At 69.0% G+C, this 15,030-nt stretch carries 18 protein-coding genes; 10 read left to right on the forward strand and 8 right to left on the reverse strand.

What is annotated here, in order from left to right:
* Nucleotides 1-55 precede the first annotated feature (55 nt).
* Together trhO and ACFOMD_RS01055 are read left to right on the forward strand one after the other, a co-directional pair.
* Nucleotides 56-991: an oxygen-dependent tRNA uridine(34) hydroxylase TrhO gene (gene trhO / locus ACFOMD_RS01050; protein ID WP_380855466.1), complete on the forward strand. Its 936-nt coding sequence runs from the start codon at nucleotides 56-58 to the stop codon at nucleotides 989-991.
* 5 nt (nucleotides 992-996) lie between these two features.
* Nucleotides 997-1,617 (forward strand): glutathione S-transferase, encoded by a 621-nt coding sequence (locus ACFOMD_RS01055; RefSeq protein WP_380855469.1) that lies wholly within the window; start codon nucleotides 997-999, stop codon nucleotides 1,615-1,617.
* Here the strand turns inward: ACFOMD_RS01055 and rsgA are convergent.
* The 3 genes from rsgA to ACFOMD_RS01070 are packed head-to-tail and all read right to left on the reverse strand — an operon-like array spanning nucleotide 1,614 to nucleotide 2,937.
* Entirely contained in the window at nucleotides 1,614-2,609 is a 996-nt protein-coding gene (gene rsgA / locus ACFOMD_RS01060; protein WP_380855472.1) for a ribosome small subunit-dependent GTPase A, read from the reverse strand. The two genes, ACFOMD_RS01055 and rsgA, sit on opposite strands and share 4 nt — an antisense overlap.
* On the reverse strand, nucleotides 2,606-2,755 hold the full coding sequence (locus ACFOMD_RS01065; RefSeq protein WP_380855474.1) for a hypothetical protein: 150 nt from the start codon (nucleotides 2,753-2,755) through the stop codon (nucleotides 2,606-2,608). Before ACFOMD_RS01065 ends, rsgA begins: the two co-directional genes overlap by 4 nt.
* 2 nt (nucleotides 2,756-2,757) lie before the next feature.
* Nucleotides 2,758-2,937, reverse strand: a complete 180-nt coding sequence (locus ACFOMD_RS01070; RefSeq protein ID WP_380855477.1) for a hypothetical protein — start codon at nucleotides 2,935-2,937, stop codon at nucleotides 2,758-2,760.
* A gap of 201 nt (nucleotides 2,938-3,138) precedes the next feature.
* Here ACFOMD_RS01070 and ACFOMD_RS01075 point away from each other — a divergent pair, with 201 nt between their 5' ends.
* A complete protein-coding gene (locus ACFOMD_RS01075; protein ID WP_380855480.1) occupies nucleotides 3,139-3,696 on the forward strand; it encodes a PEP-CTERM sorting domain-containing protein in 558 nt (185 codons plus the stop codon).
* 66 nt (nucleotides 3,697-3,762) lie between these two features.
* On the forward strand, nucleotides 3,763-5,568 hold the full coding sequence (locus ACFOMD_RS01080) for a serine hydrolase domain-containing protein (protein ID WP_380855483.1): 1,806 nt from the start codon (nucleotides 3,763-3,765) through the stop codon (nucleotides 5,566-5,568).
* Here the strand turns inward: ACFOMD_RS01080 and ACFOMD_RS01085 are convergent.
* From ACFOMD_RS01085 to ACFOMD_RS01100, 4 genes are all read right to left on the reverse strand, one after another.
* Nucleotides 5,552-6,640, reverse strand: a complete 1,089-nt coding sequence (locus ACFOMD_RS01085) for a GGDEF domain-containing protein (RefSeq protein ID WP_380855486.1) — start codon at nucleotides 6,638-6,640, stop codon at nucleotides 5,552-5,554. The genes ACFOMD_RS01080 and ACFOMD_RS01085 overlap by 17 nt on opposite strands.
* 193 nt (nucleotides 6,641-6,833) lie before the next feature.
* Nucleotides 6,834-7,448, reverse strand: a complete 615-nt coding sequence (locus ACFOMD_RS01090) for a hypothetical protein (protein WP_380855489.1) — start codon at nucleotides 7,446-7,448, stop codon at nucleotides 6,834-6,836.
* Between the two features lie 14 nt (nucleotides 7,449-7,462).
* A complete protein-coding gene (locus ACFOMD_RS01095; protein WP_380855492.1) occupies nucleotides 7,463-8,089 on the reverse strand; it encodes a hypothetical protein in 627 nt (208 codons plus the stop codon).
* Between the two features lie 4 nt (nucleotides 8,090-8,093).
* Nucleotides 8,094-8,678 carry a hypothetical protein gene (locus tag ACFOMD_RS01100; protein WP_380855495.1) on the reverse strand — a complete coding sequence of 195 codons (585 nt, stop codon included), beginning with the start codon at nucleotides 8,676-8,678 and terminating at the stop codon, nucleotides 8,094-8,096.
* A gap of 185 nt (nucleotides 8,679-8,863) precedes the next feature.
* On the opposite strand from ACFOMD_RS01100, the gene hppD reads away from it, so the two are divergent.
* From hppD to ACFOMD_RS01120, 4 genes are all read left to right on the forward strand, one after another.
* Nucleotides 8,864-9,958: a 4-hydroxyphenylpyruvate dioxygenase gene (hppD, locus tag ACFOMD_RS01105; RefSeq protein WP_380855498.1), complete on the forward strand. Its 1,095-nt coding sequence runs from the start codon at nucleotides 8,864-8,866 to the stop codon at nucleotides 9,956-9,958.
* Nucleotides 9,955-10,503, forward strand: coding sequence for a VOC family protein (locus ACFOMD_RS01110; RefSeq protein WP_380855501.1), 549 nt, complete (start codon nucleotides 9,955-9,957; stop codon nucleotides 10,501-10,503). Before hppD ends, ACFOMD_RS01110 begins: the two co-directional genes overlap by 4 nt.
* 485 nt (nucleotides 10,504-10,988) lie before the next feature.
* The gene (locus ACFOMD_RS01115; protein ID WP_380855504.1) at nucleotides 10,989-11,915 is read left to right on the forward strand and encodes a hypothetical protein; all 927 of its coding nucleotides are present in this window, start codon (nucleotides 10,989-10,991) and stop codon (nucleotides 11,913-11,915) included.
* Between the two features lie 304 nt (nucleotides 11,916-12,219).
* The gene (locus ACFOMD_RS01120) at nucleotides 12,220-12,591 is read left to right on the forward strand and encodes a nuclear transport factor 2 family protein (protein ID WP_380856690.1); all 372 of its coding nucleotides are present in this window, start codon (nucleotides 12,220-12,222) and stop codon (nucleotides 12,589-12,591) included.
* A 130-nt stretch (nucleotides 12,592-12,721) separates the two neighbouring features.
* On the opposite strand, the gene ACFOMD_RS01125 is transcribed toward ACFOMD_RS01120, so the two are convergent.
* Nucleotides 12,722-13,450 (reverse strand): AraC family transcriptional regulator, encoded by a 729-nt coding sequence (locus ACFOMD_RS01125; RefSeq protein WP_380855507.1) that lies wholly within the window; start codon nucleotides 13,448-13,450, stop codon nucleotides 12,722-12,724.
* Nucleotides 13,451-13,453: 3 nt separating this feature from the next.
* Between ACFOMD_RS01125 and ACFOMD_RS01130 the strand changes: the two genes are divergently transcribed.
* Nucleotides 13,454-13,750, forward strand: coding sequence for an SDR family oxidoreductase (locus ACFOMD_RS01130; RefSeq protein WP_380855509.1), 297 nt, complete (start codon nucleotides 13,454-13,456; stop codon nucleotides 13,748-13,750).
* Nucleotides 13,751-13,950: 200 nt separating this feature from the next.
* The gene (locus ACFOMD_RS01135; RefSeq protein ID WP_380855512.1) at nucleotides 13,951-14,958 is read left to right on the forward strand and encodes a histone deacetylase family protein; all 1,008 of its coding nucleotides are present in this window, start codon (nucleotides 13,951-13,953) and stop codon (nucleotides 14,956-14,958) included.
* Nucleotides 14,959-15,030: the final 72 nt, after the last annotated feature.

Raw genomic sequence — 15,030 nt, forward strand, 5'->3', positions numbered from 1 at the left:
CCCCGCGGCGGCAACCGCGTGACGGCTTTCGCCCGCTCGGCTAAGGGAGCGGCGAATGTCGACCGCCGCCCCTCTGCCGATCCGCGTCGTCGCGCTGTACCGCTTCGCGCGGTTCAATGACCCGCAGGTGATCCGGCAGGCGCTGGCCGCCATCTGCTGCGGGCGCGGCGTGAAGGGCACCCTGCTGATCGCGCCCGAGGGGATCAACGGGACGATCGCCGGCACCGACGCGGCGATCGATGAAGTGCTGGCGCAGGTCCGCGCGCTGCCCGGCTGCGCCGACATCGAGGTGAAGGAATCGCGCGCGGCGACCCCGCCCTTCCACCGCCTGAAAGTACGGCTGAAGCGCGAGATCGTGACGATGGGGCAACCCGACATCGATCCGCTCGCCGAGGTCGGCCATTATGTGGCGCCCGAGGACTGGAACGCGCTGATCGACGCGCCCGACACGATCCTGATCGACACGCGCAACGACTATGAGGTGGCGATCGGCAGCTTCGCCGGCGCGACCGACCCGCACACCCGATCCTTCCGAGAATTCCCCGACTGGTTTCGCGCGCACCGCGGTGAACTCGGGCCCAAGCCGAAGGTCGCGATGTTCTGCACCGGCGGCATCCGCTGCGAAAAGGCCACCGCCTTCCTGAAGGCGGAAGGGCTGGACGAGGTCTATCATCTGAAGGGCGGCATCCTCGCCTATCTGGAGGCGGTGCCGCGCGACCAGAGCCGCTGGCAGGGCGAATGCTTCGTCTTCGACGAGCGGGTGACGGTGACGCACGAGCTTCAGCCGGGCAGCCACACGCTCTGCCGCGGCTGCCGCATGCCGGTCAGCCCCGAGCGCCAAGCGTCACCCGACTATGTCGAAGGCGTCGCCTGCCCCGCCTGCCACGCAACCCGCACCGACGAACAGCGCGAAGGCTACGCCGAACGCCAGCGGCAGACGCAGCTCGCCGCCGAGCGGGGCGAAGCGCACGTCGGGGCGGTGCGGCGCTGACGAGCATGGCGGCGGCACCGATCCTCTACAGCTTCCGCCGTTGCCCCTATGCGATGCGTGCCCGCCTCGCCCTGCTGATTGCCGAGATCGATTGCGAAATCCGCGAAGTTAGGCTGAGCGCCAAGCCGGCGGAGTTGCTGGCGGCATCAGCAAAGGCGACGGTGCCCGTACTGGTGCTGCCCGACGGCGCGGTGATCGACGAAAGCCTCGACATCATGCGCTGGGCGCTGCGCCACAACGATCCGGAAAGCTGGCTCGACGGCGACGATGCGGCGCTGATCGCGGCCAACGACGGGCCGTTCAAGCATCACCTCGACCGCTACAAATATCCCGAGCGCCACGGCACCGATCCGCTGGCGCATCGTGCGGCGGCGGCCGCGCTTCTTAGTGATCTGGAACAGCGGCTGGCGGGAAACCCCTGGCTGTGCGGCGACCGCCGATCGCTGACCGACGCCGCGATCATGCCGTTCGTGCGCCAGTTCGCCGCCGTGGACCGCGTGTGGTTCGACACGCAACCGCTGCCGGGCCTTCAGCGCTGGCTGGCGACCCAGCTCGCCTCGCCGCTGTTCGGTCGGGCCATGGTGACACGGCCGCAGTGGCACCCCGGCATTGAATTCAAAACCTAGCGGCGGCGGCTTCCCGGACGCGCGTTCTTCGCCGCTTCCTCGGCCGTCAGTTTGCGCCAGCGGTCGAAGCGCTCCGCCGTCAGGCTGCCGTCGTCGAGGGCGGCGCGGACGGCGCAGCCGGGCTCGCGGTCGTGCGCGCAGTCGGAGAAGCGGCAGCTTTCCGCCGCCAGCACGAAATCGTCGAACACCTCCGAGATGCCGGCGGCGGCGTCGGCCAGTTGCAGCTCGCGCATGCCGGGCGTGTCGAGCAGCCAGCCGCCGCCCGCGAGCCGGTGCATTTCGCGCACGGTGGTGGTGTGCTTGCCCGTCGCATCGCGCGCGCGGATCGCCTGGGTGGCGAGATCGTCCGAGCCGCGCAAACTGTTGACCAGCGTCGACTTGCCCACGCCCGAGGAGCCGAGCAGCGCCACCGTCTGGCCCGGCCCGCACCAGCTGCCGAGGCGCGCCACGTCCGTCGGGTCGCGCGCGTTGACGATCTCGATACGCAGGCCGGGCTCGAGCGCGCGGGCGGCGGCGGCGAAGCTTTGCGGGTCGTCGGCGAGGTCGGCCTTGGTCAGCACGATGATCGGGCTCACCCCCACCTCGCGCGTCAGCACCAGATAGCGCTCCAGCCGCGCCACGCTGAAATCCTGATTGCACGAGGCGACGATGAACAGCGTGTCGACGTTGGCGGCGATCATCTGCTCGCGCTTCGGGTCGCCCGGCGCGCGCCGCTTGAACAGGTTCATCCGGCGCAGCACGCGCACCGGCGCCTCCGTCGCGCCATCAACGAGCAGCCAGTCGCCCACGGTCGGATGATCGTCGGTCGGGTCTGCGCCGGGAATATGCGGCGCGACGAAGCCCTGCGACCCCGCCCCCGACACGGCGATCTTGCCGCGATGCACCGCCATCACCCTGACCGGATGGCAGCGCGCGCTCTCGTCGGCCGAAAGCTGCTCGCTGAAGCAGGCCCGCCAGCCGAGGTCTTCGAGGGTCAGGTCGTTCGCCGTCACGGCTTTTCGGTGAACAGCTTCACCTTGTTGGGCAGATCCTTGCCCTTGGTACGGCGCGACGGCACCTGCACCGGATTCTTCTTCTTCCACTCGCCATAGGTCATCGGGCCGTCGGGCGTGTCGATGATGGTGTCATCGATGCCCATGATCAGCGCAGCCGCGCGATCGACAGGCCATCGGCCTTGGCGCGGTCCTTCACCGATTCCTCGCTGCGGGTCAGCGCCTTGGCGATGGCCTTCAGCGCCATGCCCTTCTTGGCCAGCGTATGCAGCTTGTCGACCTCCGCGCCGGTCCACGGCTGCCGGTGCCGCTCGAACTTCTCGCCCATCGCTTCGGTCCTTGTGGTTGCCGGCCCCAGCCCTAGCGCAGGATGCCCCGCCGCGCGACCCTTGCGATGTCGGCGCGCTTTACAAATGCGCTACCGCCCACCGCCGCCGCAACATCAAACCGGTGCCGGAACAAGCGGTTGGCGGATCGGGCACGGCTTGTGCTTGCACCCTGGGAAACCGCATTCCCGGGGGGAAGTGCCTTGAAGAAGCTGCTCGTCGCCGTCCTGCTTGCCGCCAGCGCCGTTCCGGCCGCGGCGGCGCCGTTTATGTTCACGCGGACGTTCGCCAGTTCGACGTCGCTGCCGAGCTATGAGACGGCGGGGCCGCTGACCATCAGCGGCACGTTCGACGGCGACGCCAACGGCAACCTCATCACCAACATCTCGAACGTTACGCTGTCGATCGGCGGCGTCGCGGTCGCCGCGCCGATCTATACCGCGCACCTGAATGAGGACAACTCCGCCTGGATAAGCGGCGGCGCGACCCTGTCGTTCGACGGCACCGCCAACAACGCGCTGTTCATCGACGTCGATTTCCCGAACAACCTCAACTACGGTGCCTTCTTCTATTCGATTAACGCGGTGAACATGGACTACACGCTCAACCCCTTCTCCATTGCCAGCGAGCAGCTTGAGAACGGCGCCAGCAGCCTGCAGATCACCGCGATGAACGCCGAGGTGCCGGAGCCGGCGATGCTCGGCCTGTTCGGGCTTAGTGCGATCGGGCTGGGCCTTGGGCGGCGGCGCCGCCGCGCCTGACGCCGGCGCGCAGCTCGACGTAGCCATTTGACATCGGCTTCACGGCCGGCGCGCCAGTGTCGGCAGATGTCGATGATATCCCCCTTCCCGATACGGCGGCTCGCGGCGGCGATTGCGCTGCTGCTGCTCGCCGCCCCGGCGACCGCCGCTTCGCTTCGCGCCGATCTGGCGGCGAATATCGAGCGGCAGGGGCTGGTCGGCGCGGCGTGGTCGACGCTTACGCCCGACGGATCGATCGCCGCCGACGCCGCCGGCCTGCGCGACGCGACGACCCGCGCCCCGATGCGCGCCGACGACCGGGTACAGGTCGGCTCGATCGCCAAGACGCTGCTGGCGACGGGCATCCTGCGGCTGATGAGCGAGGGGCGGCTGCGGCTCGACACGCCGGTGGCGGACCTGCTGCCCGATGTGGCGATCGACAATCGCTGGGCGGCGACGGAGCCGGTGCGGCTGCGCCACCTGCTCGACCATAGCGCGGGGCTCGACGACGCGCGGCTGTGGCAGGTGTTCAGCCTGAAGGCCACGCCCGACACGCCGCTGCGCATCGCGCTGCCGGCGAAGCTGACGGTGCGGCGCCGGCCGGGCACCACCTTCTCCTATTCCAACACCGGCTACACCTTGCTCGGGATGGTGATCGAGCAGGTGACGGGGGAGCGATACGAGCGCTGGCTCGACCGCCGCCTGCTCGCGCCGCTCGGCATGGCGGACAGCCGCTTCGCCTTCACCACGCAGGCCCGCGATCCGCGGCTGGCGATGGGCCATTTCGAGGCGGCGGCGCCGCACCCGGCGGTGGCGATCTACGCTCGCCCGGCCGCGCAGCTCACCACCACCGCGCCCGACATGATGCGGTTCGCGCGCTTCCTGATGAGCAACGGCCGCCTCGCGGGCCGGCCGTTCATCGACCCGGCATTGATGCGGGCGCGCGGGCGGCCGCAGGGCACCGACGCCGCGCGCGCCGGCCTCCGCATGGGCTATGCGCTCGGCCTCGCCCGGCAGGAGCGCGGCGGCGCGGTCGGGCTGTGCCACGGCGGCGACACCGTCGGCTTCCGGGCGATGCTCTGCGTCTATCCTGACCAGCGGGCGGCCTTCTTCCGCGCGGTCAACGCCGATGTCGAAGGTGCCGACTATCGGTCGATCGACGCATCGTTGGTGCGGGCGCTCGGCCTGCCGGCCACGGCACCGGCCGCCGCCGCGCCGATGCCGGCCGGCGTCGCGGCGTGGGCGGGGATCTACGTTCCCTCGCCGGCGCGATTCGAGAGCTTCGCCTGGCTCGACGAGACGCTGGGCTTCCTGACGCTGTCGCGGCGCGGCGACCGGCTGGAGCTGAAGCCGTTCATGGGAGCCGCACGGAGGCTGGTGCCGGTCGGCAGCCACCTATTCCGAGCCGAGGACCGGGTGGCGGCGTCGCATGTGCTGCTCGTCGACCGCGACGGACAGCGGGTGATTGCCAGCGACGTGCAGAGCTTCCGCCGGGTCGCGCTCTGGCGGATCGGCCTGCGCTGGCTGAGCCTCGCGGCGGGTGTCGCCGGCATCGCCTGGATCCTCGTCGCCGGAGCGGTGCGCGTCGCGCGGCGCCGGCTGCCGCTATCCGACCCGCTGTTCCTGCCCTTCCTCGCCGTGCTGGCGCTCGCCCTGCCCGTGCCGCTGTTCCTCACGCAATCGTTCATCGCGATGGGCGACCTCACGCCCGCCAGCGCGACGCTCGCCGCGGTTACCGGGCTGCTGCCGCTGGCGATGGTCGCCGGGCTGGCACAGCGCTGGCGGCGCGGCGCCGGCGGACAGTGGCTCGACACGGCGGCGATGGCCGGCGTGCTGCAATGGGCGATCGGCCTGATGGCGTGGGGGCTGCTGCCGCTCAGGCTGTGGGGCTGATCGCCGCCGGCCCCGCCAGCGCCACCCGGTTGCGGCCGCCCTTCTTCGCTTCGTACATCGCGGCGTCGGCGGCGTGGAGCAGCGCGTCGATAGTGTCGAAGGAGCTGTCGTAGGCGGCAAGGCCGATCGACACGGTGCCGCCGAGCGTGGTGCCGCCCGCCTCGACCCGCGTCGCCGCCACCGCCGCGCGCATCCGCTCGGCGATGACCGCGGCTTCCGCCAGATCGGCACCGGGGAGCAGCACGGCGAATTCCTCGCCGCCGATCCGCGCCACCTCATCCCGCTTGCGTACCGCGCCCTTCAAGGTGTCGGCGAGCGCGACCAGCATCGCGTCGCCCACCGCATGGCCGTGACGGTCGTTGATCGCCTTGAAATGATCGACGTCGATGAAGGCGACGCTGAACCGGCTGTCGGGCCGCAGGCCGTCGACATGCGCCTGCATCGATTCCCGGAAGGCGCGGAGATTCAGCAGGTGGGTAAGGTGATCCTTCTTCGCCGCCGCCTCGAGCGCTTCGTTCTGCCGGGCGATGGTGTCGAGCGTGCGCGTCATCTGCCGGCTGAACGCCTCGAAGAAGGCGCCGGTGACGCCGAGCGTGAACACGAAGGTGCTGACCGCCAGCGGCGACACCGGGATCAGCCCCATCAACCGCGCCGTCACGAACACCGCGATCGCGGCGAGGATGGTGAACCAGGCGCCGACATTGCCGACGATCAGGAAAACCGCGCCGATCAGCGGGAAGTACAGCAGCATGCGCAGCTGATCCTCGACGACGAGGAACTGCGCCGCGCTGACATAGACAAACGCCGCGGTGAAATAGGCCACCGCGCCGACCCCGAACGAGCGCGGCCAGCGCCAGAGCATCGCCAGCACCCCGGCGCTGAGGATGAGGAACAGCAGATTGTTGCGCGTCTGCGCCGCCCCCAGCGGCGCGATCCCAAGCATCGCCGGAACCTGCATCACCGCGCCCCAGGCGAGGCCGAAGCTGATGATCGTCATCAGGAAGCGGCGGCGGAGGGCGATGGCTTCGGAGGCGACATAGGCCTTGCCGATCAGGGTTCGGTCGGATCGCAAACTGCCCCCTTTGCCGCGCTGCTACTTATATAGGTTTATCAAGCCGGGACGGCTGTGTCGGGGGCGGGGCGGGAATGCAAGGGGGCAATAGTCGCCGGGCGTCTGTGATCGGCCGGAAGGATGGCAAGAGCAGACGCCGCGCCGCGTTGACTCGGCACCCGCGTCCACGCCTCAAGGACCGTCGTGCGGCCTTTCATGCCGCTGGCGCGTCGTCCGCAGCCGGATGGCCCTCCGCACAGTCGGCCCAGTAGTAGGCGAGCACCAGCGGCTCCTGCGCGGCGTCCTCGAAGCTGCCGAGCAGCGCGCTCGCGCCAGCGAGATCGGGCTCCCACGGCTCGACATTTCCCAGCGTCCGGCCCACGCCTTCGTACCATGGATCGACATGGCTGATCGCGCGCACCAGGCAGCTGAGCATGCGGTACGGCGTGGGCTCGAAGCCGCCTGCGGTGCGCGCATTGCTGAGGCGCGCGCGGGCGTCGGCGAGCTGGGCGTGGAAATAGCCGATGCGATCGAGCGTGCCGCCCGGAAGCACCGCAAGCGCCGCACCCATGGCGGGATAGAGCAGCGGCGGCGACAGCCGCCACAGGTTGAAAAAGGCAAGGTCGAATCCTTCGCCCGCCCGGTGCCGCCGCTCGATCTCTGCGGCCATCTCGACGGCCTGCCGACGAAGCGACACAAGCTCCTGGAACAGCACCCGTTCGACGCGATGCCGCCGCGCGCGACCCCGCCAGTGGTAGCCGACGACGAAGATGACGGCCGCGAGCGCGACGACGTGGATCAGCGCGATCAGCGATGGGGCCCAGGCCAAGGTCTGCACGCTCCCTATTGCGAGCTGACCGTCGACGGGCAGCTTCGGACTTCCTCGCTTGCCGGCGCCGAACAGACAAAGCTGCTCTTCGTACCCGACGACAGCGTCTGCTTGCCGAGGCTGATGTTGATCGGCTTCCGCTCCGCACAGGTGATCGGGCCGCAGGACCAGCCCGGCCGACTGCACGACGCCGCCCACTTCGCCTCCGCGCGCTGCCGCGCTTCCGCCTGGCTGACGCTTGAATCACCATCGACGTAACGGACCTGGCGGGTAACCGGGCAGGCCTTCTTCGGCTTCGGGCGCACCGCATCCGCCGCGTCGCGCATCTTCACCAGTCGCTCGGCCTCCGCGCGGCGATGGGGACCCATCCGGTCGACCAATGCGTCAACCTTTCGGTCGAATTCGGCCTGACGCGCCACCCGCGCGCGGCGATCGGCCTCGTCGCGCTCCCGTTGCTTGCGATCACGCTCTTCAGCGTCGCGGCGCTGTGCGGGCGTCGGGTTGTCGATGCAGTAGCCGCCCGCGTCGTAGACGCCGCCGCACCCGCCGCTGATCGTGACCTCGGTGACGCCTTGTGCCAACCCGGCACCCGCAACCGAGCCGGCGACGGCGAGCAGCGCGAGGAGAGCGGCCCGTCGCATCGCCCTAAAAGCCCGTGGCGGCGGCGGGGTCGCACTCCTGGCGCAGGAACTCCATCGCATAGGCAACGCGCTTCGCGAGATCGGGCGACGCCAGCCGGAACTGCACGCCCGGCTGGCTCGGCGAGACGTCGACATAGCTCCCGTTGGCGGTCACCTTGGCGACCTTGCGCCAATCGAGCGTGACGCTGTCGATACCCCGCGGCCCGATCTTCCACCCATCGGCATAGTCGGGATTGGCATAGTCGGTGAACTTCAGGATCGTCGCGCACGCGCCATTCGCCGCCGTCGAAACGAGCGGGTGCGCCCGCGCCGTGACATTGGCGTATCGCTCCTCGTTCCAGCAACGGTTGCGGACACCTTTGCTGCCCCAGATGTCGTAAGTATATTCCTCCTGCCGGCATTGCTCGACCGTGCGGACGCCATAGGTCACGCTCATGCCAAGGCCGATGTCGATCGCCACGCTGCTCGTGCCCTGCTCCACGGTCAGCATCAGGAAACGGTGGGCGCCCTCCACCGTCTGCTCGACCTGCGCACCTGCCGGCTGCGACAGCATCGCGGCCGCCAGCAGGACTGCATGAACGATTTTCATCTGTGTTTTCCCGTAAGTCCAGAATGCCTAGGTACCAGAAAAGACTAGTCTTATGGCGTCAACGCAGAATGTGCGCCACCCATTTGGGGGATGCCGATGCGGGCAGCGGGACGACTCGATTTGACTCCCCACCCTCCCCAATATAGTATCATCTGATACTAAAATCACACCTTGGAGGGTTCCCCATGGCCGATCTGTTCGAAAATCCGCTGGGGCTCGACGGTTTCGATTTCGTCGAGTTCTGCGCGCCCGAGAAGGGCATGCTGGAGCCGGTGTTCGAGCGGATGGGCTTCACGCGCATCGCGCGCCACCGGTCGAAGGACGTCGAGCTGTGGCGGCAGGGGGACATCAACCTCGTCGCCAACTACGAGCCGAAGTCGCCGGCGGCCTATTTCGCCGCCGAGCATGGGCCCTCGGCCTGCGGCATGGGCTTTCGCGTCAAGAACGCCAAGGTCGCGTATGACGAGGCGCTGAAGCGCGGCGCGGAGCCGGTCGAGACCAAGACCGGGCCGATGGAGCTTCGCCTGCCCGCCATCCGCGGCATCGGCGGCGCGATCATCTATCTCGTCGACCGCTATGGCCCCGGCCTGTCGATCTGGGACATCGATTTCGACTATCTTGAGGGGGTCGACCGTCAGCCGGTCGGCGCCGGTTTCAAGATCATCGATCACCTGACGCACAACGTCTACGGCGGCCGCATGGCGCATTGGGGCGCCTTCTACGAGCGCATCTTCAACTTCCGCGAGATCCGCTATTTCGACATCAAGGGCGAATATACCGGCCTCACCAGCCGCGCGATGACCGCGCCCGACGGCAAGATCCGCATCCCCCTCAATGAAGAGGGCAAGGCCGGCGGCGGCCAGATCGAGGAATATCTGCGTGCCTATAACGGCGAGGGCATCCAGCACATCGCCTTCGCCAGCGAGAATTTGCTTGAGAGCTGGGACCAGCTGAAGGCGACCGGCACGCCGTTCATGAGCGCGCCGCCCGCCACCTATTACGAGATGCTCGAGGAGCGGCTGCCCGGCCACGGCGAGCCGGTCGAGGAGCTGCAGAACCGCGGCATCCTGCTCGATGGCTCGACCGAGAAGGGCGACCCGCGCCTGCTGCTGCAGATCTTTTCGCAGACGCAGATCGGCCCGGTGTTCTTCGAGTTCATCCAGCGCAAGAAGGACGAAGGCTTCGGCGAAGGCAATTTCACCGCGCTGTTCAAATCGATGGAGCGCGACCAGATGCGCCGCGGCGCGCTGGAGAACGGCGAGGCGGAGGCGGCGGAATGAGCGCCGCGATAAAGCTCGGCGGCATCCACCATGTCGCCTACCGCTGCCGCGACGCCAAGGAGACGGCGGACTGGTACCACCGCGTGCTCGGCATGGAGTTCACCACCGCGTTCGCCGAGGATCATGTGCCGTCGACGGGCGCATACGACCCCTACATGCACATCTTCCTCGACGCGGGCGGCGGTAACGTCATCGCCTTCTTCGAGCTGCCCAACCAGCCCGAGATGGGCCGCGACCCGAACACCCCGGCGTGGGTTCAGCACATCGCGTTCAACGTGCCCGACCTCGACGCGCTGCTGGCGGCGAAGGCGCATATCGAGGGCGAGGGCATCGAGGTGCTGGGGCCGACCTATCATGGCATCTTCAAGAGCATCTATTTCTTCGACCCCAACGGCCACCGGCTGGAGCTCGCGTGCAACATCGGCACGGATGAGCAGCACGCAGAGCTGAAGCGGGTCGCGCCGCTGATGCTCGACGAGTGGAGCCAGACCAAGCGCGCGCCGAAGCACGCGGAATGGCTGCACAAGGAGCCGGTGGAGGGCTGAACGCCCTTCGCCCGCTCTGACCGCACCCCATCCTCCTGACGTCCGTCATCCCGGCGAAGGCCGGGATCCATTCGACGATGGGTATGGATCCCGGCCTTCGCCGGGATGACGGTTATAAGGTCTAACGAAGGCGCCCCTTCCCCTCTCCCGCCTCCCCCTCGCCCGCTTGCGGGAGAGGGCGCGGCCCGCTCGCGTAGCGAGTGGGAGGGTGAGGGTGTGGGTTCGGGCGGTGCGTGGCCTGCGGGGCGGTGCCCGGCCCGGCAGACAACCTCACTCTCCCAGCTTCGCTGGGCCCCTCCCTCTCCCGCAAGCGGGCGAGGGGTCCACGTCGCGACCGATCGATCATTCGTCGGGCGCTCTGACGCGTTCATCGGCCGACGAAGCGGTTGATAGACCGAAGCGTATCATTCGTCGCAGCGCCCGTGCCGCGTCCTCCCCCACCCCCTAGGCGGGCCACTCACACGCCAGCCTCAGGGAAATCCAACATGCTCCGCCCGCTCCTCCTCGCCGCCCTTCTGTGCGGCGCCGCCACGCCGCTTGCCGCGCAGCCGAAGCCCGGCGGCAAGCGCACCGGGTCGGTCGAGGTCACCGTGAGCTACAGCGGTGCGGGCGGCTGGGAGCGGGCGCCGCAGTCGCAGAAGCATCAGTACAACCGCAGCTTCACCTACCGCGCGCCGCTGGTCGGCTATTACAACGGCGCGAGCGGCTGGAAGGAGATCGACAGCAAGCTGCCGCCGGTCATCGAAGGGCCGATCCCCGAAAGCAGGATGACCTCGGCCGATGTCGCCGACCTCACCGCCTCGGTCGAGGCCGCCGAGGCGCGCTGCGGCGAGGACGAGGCCTGCCTGATGGCGGCGCTGATGCCGAAGGCGCAGTCGCTGAAGGCGGCGGGCAAGCTCGAGGTGCCGAAGGTCATGCCCAAGGGCAACGCGCCCGACTTCACCCGCTTCGTGATCTTCAGCCCCGATTGCGCGACAGCGACCGCGTCGCTGACCGTCGCCGACAAGCACCAGGACGTGATGATCGAGGCGAGCGAGGGCAATTCCGGGCTGCGGCGGCGCGACTATACCGTCGGCGGCACCAGGACGGTGCGCGGGGAATCGATGGCGCATTGCCGGATGAACGCCGCGCTCGATACCAAGACCGGCAAGATCAGCGTTCATGTGCCGATCGACGTGCGGATGGATGCCACCGCGTCGGACAACCCCAAGGACAAATGGCCGATCGACTTCGCCGGCACCGGCGGCACTGCGGCGCTGCGCCAGCGGCTGGAGGCGAAGCTGCGCTGGCTGGAAGTGCCGGCCGGCAAGACCGCGAGCGGGCGGCGCGTGCTGGAGAATGTCAACGAAGCGACCGGCGAGGCGACGCCGATCCGCGCGACGGTGGAGTGGAAGATCAGCATCGACGGGTGAAATCCAGGGGCTAGGAGGTAAGCCGCACTCCTCCCAACCCCATTCCGTCATACCGGCGGAAGCCGGTATCCAGACCGGCCGCCTGACTGGATACCGGCTTTCGCCGGTATGACGATGGTGGGCGTTGAGCGAGCTGGGCGAGCCCGAAGGGAGAGGGGTGGTTCGCTCGCGGGCGCCGTGCCAATTTCGCTGACCGATCACGCGAAAGGACCCCGATGCGCCTGCTCCCCCTCGCCGCCCTGCTCCTCGCGGCGCCCACCCTCGCGCAGAGGCCCCCGCCGCCGATGCAGCAACGGTCGCCGCCATCGCGGCGGTGGCGAGTGACTATGTCGACGGGCAGCTCGAGGGCGATGCGGCGCGGGTCGAGCGGGCGCTGCATCCCGATCTGGCGAAGCGCGCGGTGGTCGGCACCGGCGCGCCGACCGCACGCGAGGTGTTTCCGCTGCGCCGCATGTCCGCCGAGGAGCTGATCGAGCTGACCAAGCAGGGCGTGCTGAAGACGCCGCGCGAGAAGTGGGACCGGTCGGTGGAGGTGCTCGACGTGGCGGGCACGGCGGCGGTGGCGCGGGTCGAGACGCCGTGGTTCATCGACTATTTCCACCTCGGCCGCTTCGGCGACCGCTGGCTGATCGTCAACGCGCTCTGGTACCCGAAGCCGCGGGTGGCGGCGAAGTAGCGCTGGAGCCCCTCTCCCTGGAGGGGAGAGGGGTTGGGGAGAGGGTGGTCGGAGGGCGCGCTACGCCTGAGACCACCCTCACCCCGCTCGCTGCCGCGAGTCGCCCTCTCCCCTCAAGGGAGAGGGGAGATTACGCCGCCATCGCCAGCAACCCGCTGTCCCGCAGCCGCGCCACATCCCGCGCCGGCGGCGCGCCGAACGTGCGGCGGTAGTCCCGGCTGAACTGCGAGGGGCTGTCATACCCGACGCGAAAGCCCGCGCTGGCGGCATCGAGGCTGTCCGCCACCATCAGCCGCCGCGCCTCCTGCAGCCGTAGCTGGGTGCGATATTGCAGCGGGCTCATCGCCGTCGTTGCCTTGAAATGCTCGTGGAATGTCGAGGCGCTCATCCCCGCTTCCGCCGCCAGCGCCTCGACGCTGCACGGGCCGGCGTAATGGTCCTTCAGCCAGGCGATGGCGCGGCTGATCCGCGACAGGCGGGTGTCGGCGCCGGCGATGTGGCGCATCATCTCGGCCTGTTCGCCGGTGAGCAGCCGGTAGAGGATCTCGCGCTCGGCGAGCGGCGCCAGCACGCGCGCGTCGGCCGGTGAATCGAGCAGGCGCAGCAGCCGCGCCACCGCGTCGAGCAGGCCGGGTTCGATCGTCGAAACGCCGATCGCCGGCGGCGTGCCGGGGCGCGGCGCGGGCGCCTCGGGCCGGTCGAGCATCAGCTCGCCGAGCGCCGCCACGTCGATCTCGACCGCGACGCAGAGATACGGCCGCTCGGGGCTCGCCTCGATCACCGAGCCGATCAGCGGCAGGTCGAGCGACACCACGAGGAACTTCGAGGCGTCATAATCAAACGCCCGATCGGCGCCCATGCGGTGTGGCAGACCTGCGCGGTCTATTGCGCGACAAAATATGCGGTGTGGGCGATCACCGACGGGCTGCGGCAGGAGCACAGCGACATCCGCGCCACGGTGATCTCGCCGGGCGTCGTCGAAAGCGAACTGGCCTCGACGATCACCGATCCGGGCGCGGCGGCGATGATGAAGGACTTCCGCGCCATCGCGCTGAAGCCCGACGCCATCGCCCGCGCCATCCGCTTCGCGGTCGAGCAGCCGGCGGATGTGGATGTGAACGAGATCATCGTCCGCCCGACCGCCAGCACGGGGATGTGAGCTTCAAGCCCCTCTCCCTGGAGGGGAGAGGGGTTGGGGAGAGGGTGGTCGGAAGGCGGGCTCCGTCCTGAGACCACCCTCACCCCGCTCGCTGCCGCGAGTCGCCCTCTCCCCTCCAGGGAGAGGGGCTCGCGTTTTGTCAGCCGGCCAGTTGCGCGACGATGTCTTGCCATCGTCACCCCACCCGTGTTGCATGCGCCATGCTCAAATATTTCGACCCCCGCCAGCTCGCCCACGCCCCCTTGCAGGAGATGCACAACGGCGGCTGGGCCGACCATGCCGAGAAGCCGTCGCGGGCGGAGATCGTGCTCGGGCAATTGGGCGATTGCGCGGCGCCCAAGGACGTCGGCCGCGCCCCGCTCGCCCGCGTGCACACCGCCGACTATCTCGACTTCCTCGAAAACGCCCACGACCGCTGGCGCGACGCGGGGCGAACGGGCGATGCCGTCGGCTATACCTGGCCTGTCGTGCAGCGCCGCCCGCTGAAGCTCGACCGCATCGACGCGCAGCTCGGCCGCTACAGCTATGATGCCGGCACGCCGATCACCGCCGACACCTGGGACGCCGCCTATTGGGGGGCGCAGACCGCGCTGACCGCGTTGCAGCCGCTGCTGATCGGCGAAGCGCGCACCAGCTTCGCGCTGTGCCGCCCGCCGGGCCACCATGCCGGGGCCGATTATCTTGGCGGCTATTGCTACCTCAACAACGCCGCCATCGCCGCCCGCGCCGCGACCGACGCCGGCCACCCGCGCGTCGCGATCATCGACGTCGACTATCACCACGGCAACGGCACGCAGGACATCTTCTGGGACGCCGGCGACGTATTCTTCGCCTCGATCCACGCCGACCCGGCGACCGATTACCCCTTCTACTGGGGCCATGCCGACGAGACCGGCGAGGGCGCCGGGCGCGACACCACGCTCAACCTGCCGCTGCCGCGCGGCACCCGCCTGCCCGCCTATCTCGAGGCGCTGGACCGGGTGATCGGGGCCGTCGCCAAGTTCGCGCCGGGGCTGATAATCGTGTCCTTCGGCGCCGACACCTTCGAGGAGGACCCGATCTCCCACTTCAAGATCGCCGAAGCCGACTACCCGATCATCGCCGACCGCATCGCCAAGCTCGGCCGGCCGACGCTGGTGGTGATGGAGGGTGGCTATGCCGTCGACGCGCTGGGACGGAATGTCGAGGCGTTCCTGAGCGGATTTTAGAGTCGGCAGCTTTTACAAACGCCGTTCCCGCGCCCGCTTAACCCGCGCCAGAAACGGCGGAAATCCGCCATT

It is taken from the genome of Sphingoaurantiacus capsulatus (genome assembly GCF_042648405.1).
In the GTDB taxonomy this organism is placed as follows: Bacteria; Pseudomonadota; Alphaproteobacteria; order Sphingomonadales; family Sphingomonadaceae; genus Sphingoaurantiacus; species Sphingoaurantiacus capsulatus.

Bases quoted from the DNA above. Each gene is read 5' to 3' on its own strand.
- trhO (WP_380855466.1), top strand. From the start codon at position 56: ATGTCGACCGCCGCCCCTCTGCCGATCCGCGTCGTCGCGCTGTACCGC.
- ACFOMD_RS01055 (WP_380855469.1), top strand. From the start codon at position 997: ATGGCGGCGGCACCGATCCTCTACAGCTTCCGCCGTTGCCCCTATGCG.
- ACFOMD_RS01065 (WP_380855474.1), bottom strand. From the start codon at position 2,755: ATGGGCATCGATGACACCATCATCGACACGCCCGACGGCCCGATGACC.
- ACFOMD_RS01070 (WP_380855477.1), bottom strand. From the start codon at position 2,937: ATGGGCGAGAAGTTCGAGCGGCACCGGCAGCCGTGGACCGGCGCGGAG.
- ACFOMD_RS01080 (WP_380855483.1), top strand. From the start codon at position 3,763: ATGTCGATGATATCCCCCTTCCCGATACGGCGGCTCGCGGCGGCGATT.
- ACFOMD_RS01095 (WP_380855492.1), bottom strand. From the start codon at position 8,089: ATGCGACGGGCCGCTCTCCTCGCGCTGCTCGCCGTCGCCGGCTCGGTT.
- ACFOMD_RS01100 (WP_380855495.1), bottom strand. From the start codon at position 8,678: ATGAAAATCGTTCATGCAGTCCTGCTGGCGGCCGCGATGCTGTCGCAG.
- hppD (WP_380855498.1), top strand. From the start codon at position 8,864: ATGGCCGATCTGTTCGAAAATCCGCTGGGGCTCGACGGTTTCGATTTC.
- ACFOMD_RS01110 (WP_380855501.1), top strand. From the start codon at position 9,955: ATGAGCGCCGCGATAAAGCTCGGCGGCATCCACCATGTCGCCTACCGC.
- ACFOMD_RS01115 (WP_380855504.1), top strand. From the start codon at position 10,989: ATGCTCCGCCCGCTCCTCCTCGCCGCCCTTCTGTGCGGCGCCGCCACG.
- ACFOMD_RS01125 (WP_380855507.1), bottom strand. From the start codon at position 13,450: ATGGGCGCCGATCGGGCGTTTGATTATGACGCCTCGAAGTTCCTCGTG.
- ACFOMD_RS01135 (WP_380855512.1), top strand. From the start codon at position 13,951: ATGCTCAAATATTTCGACCCCCGCCAGCTCGCCCACGCCCCCTTGCAG.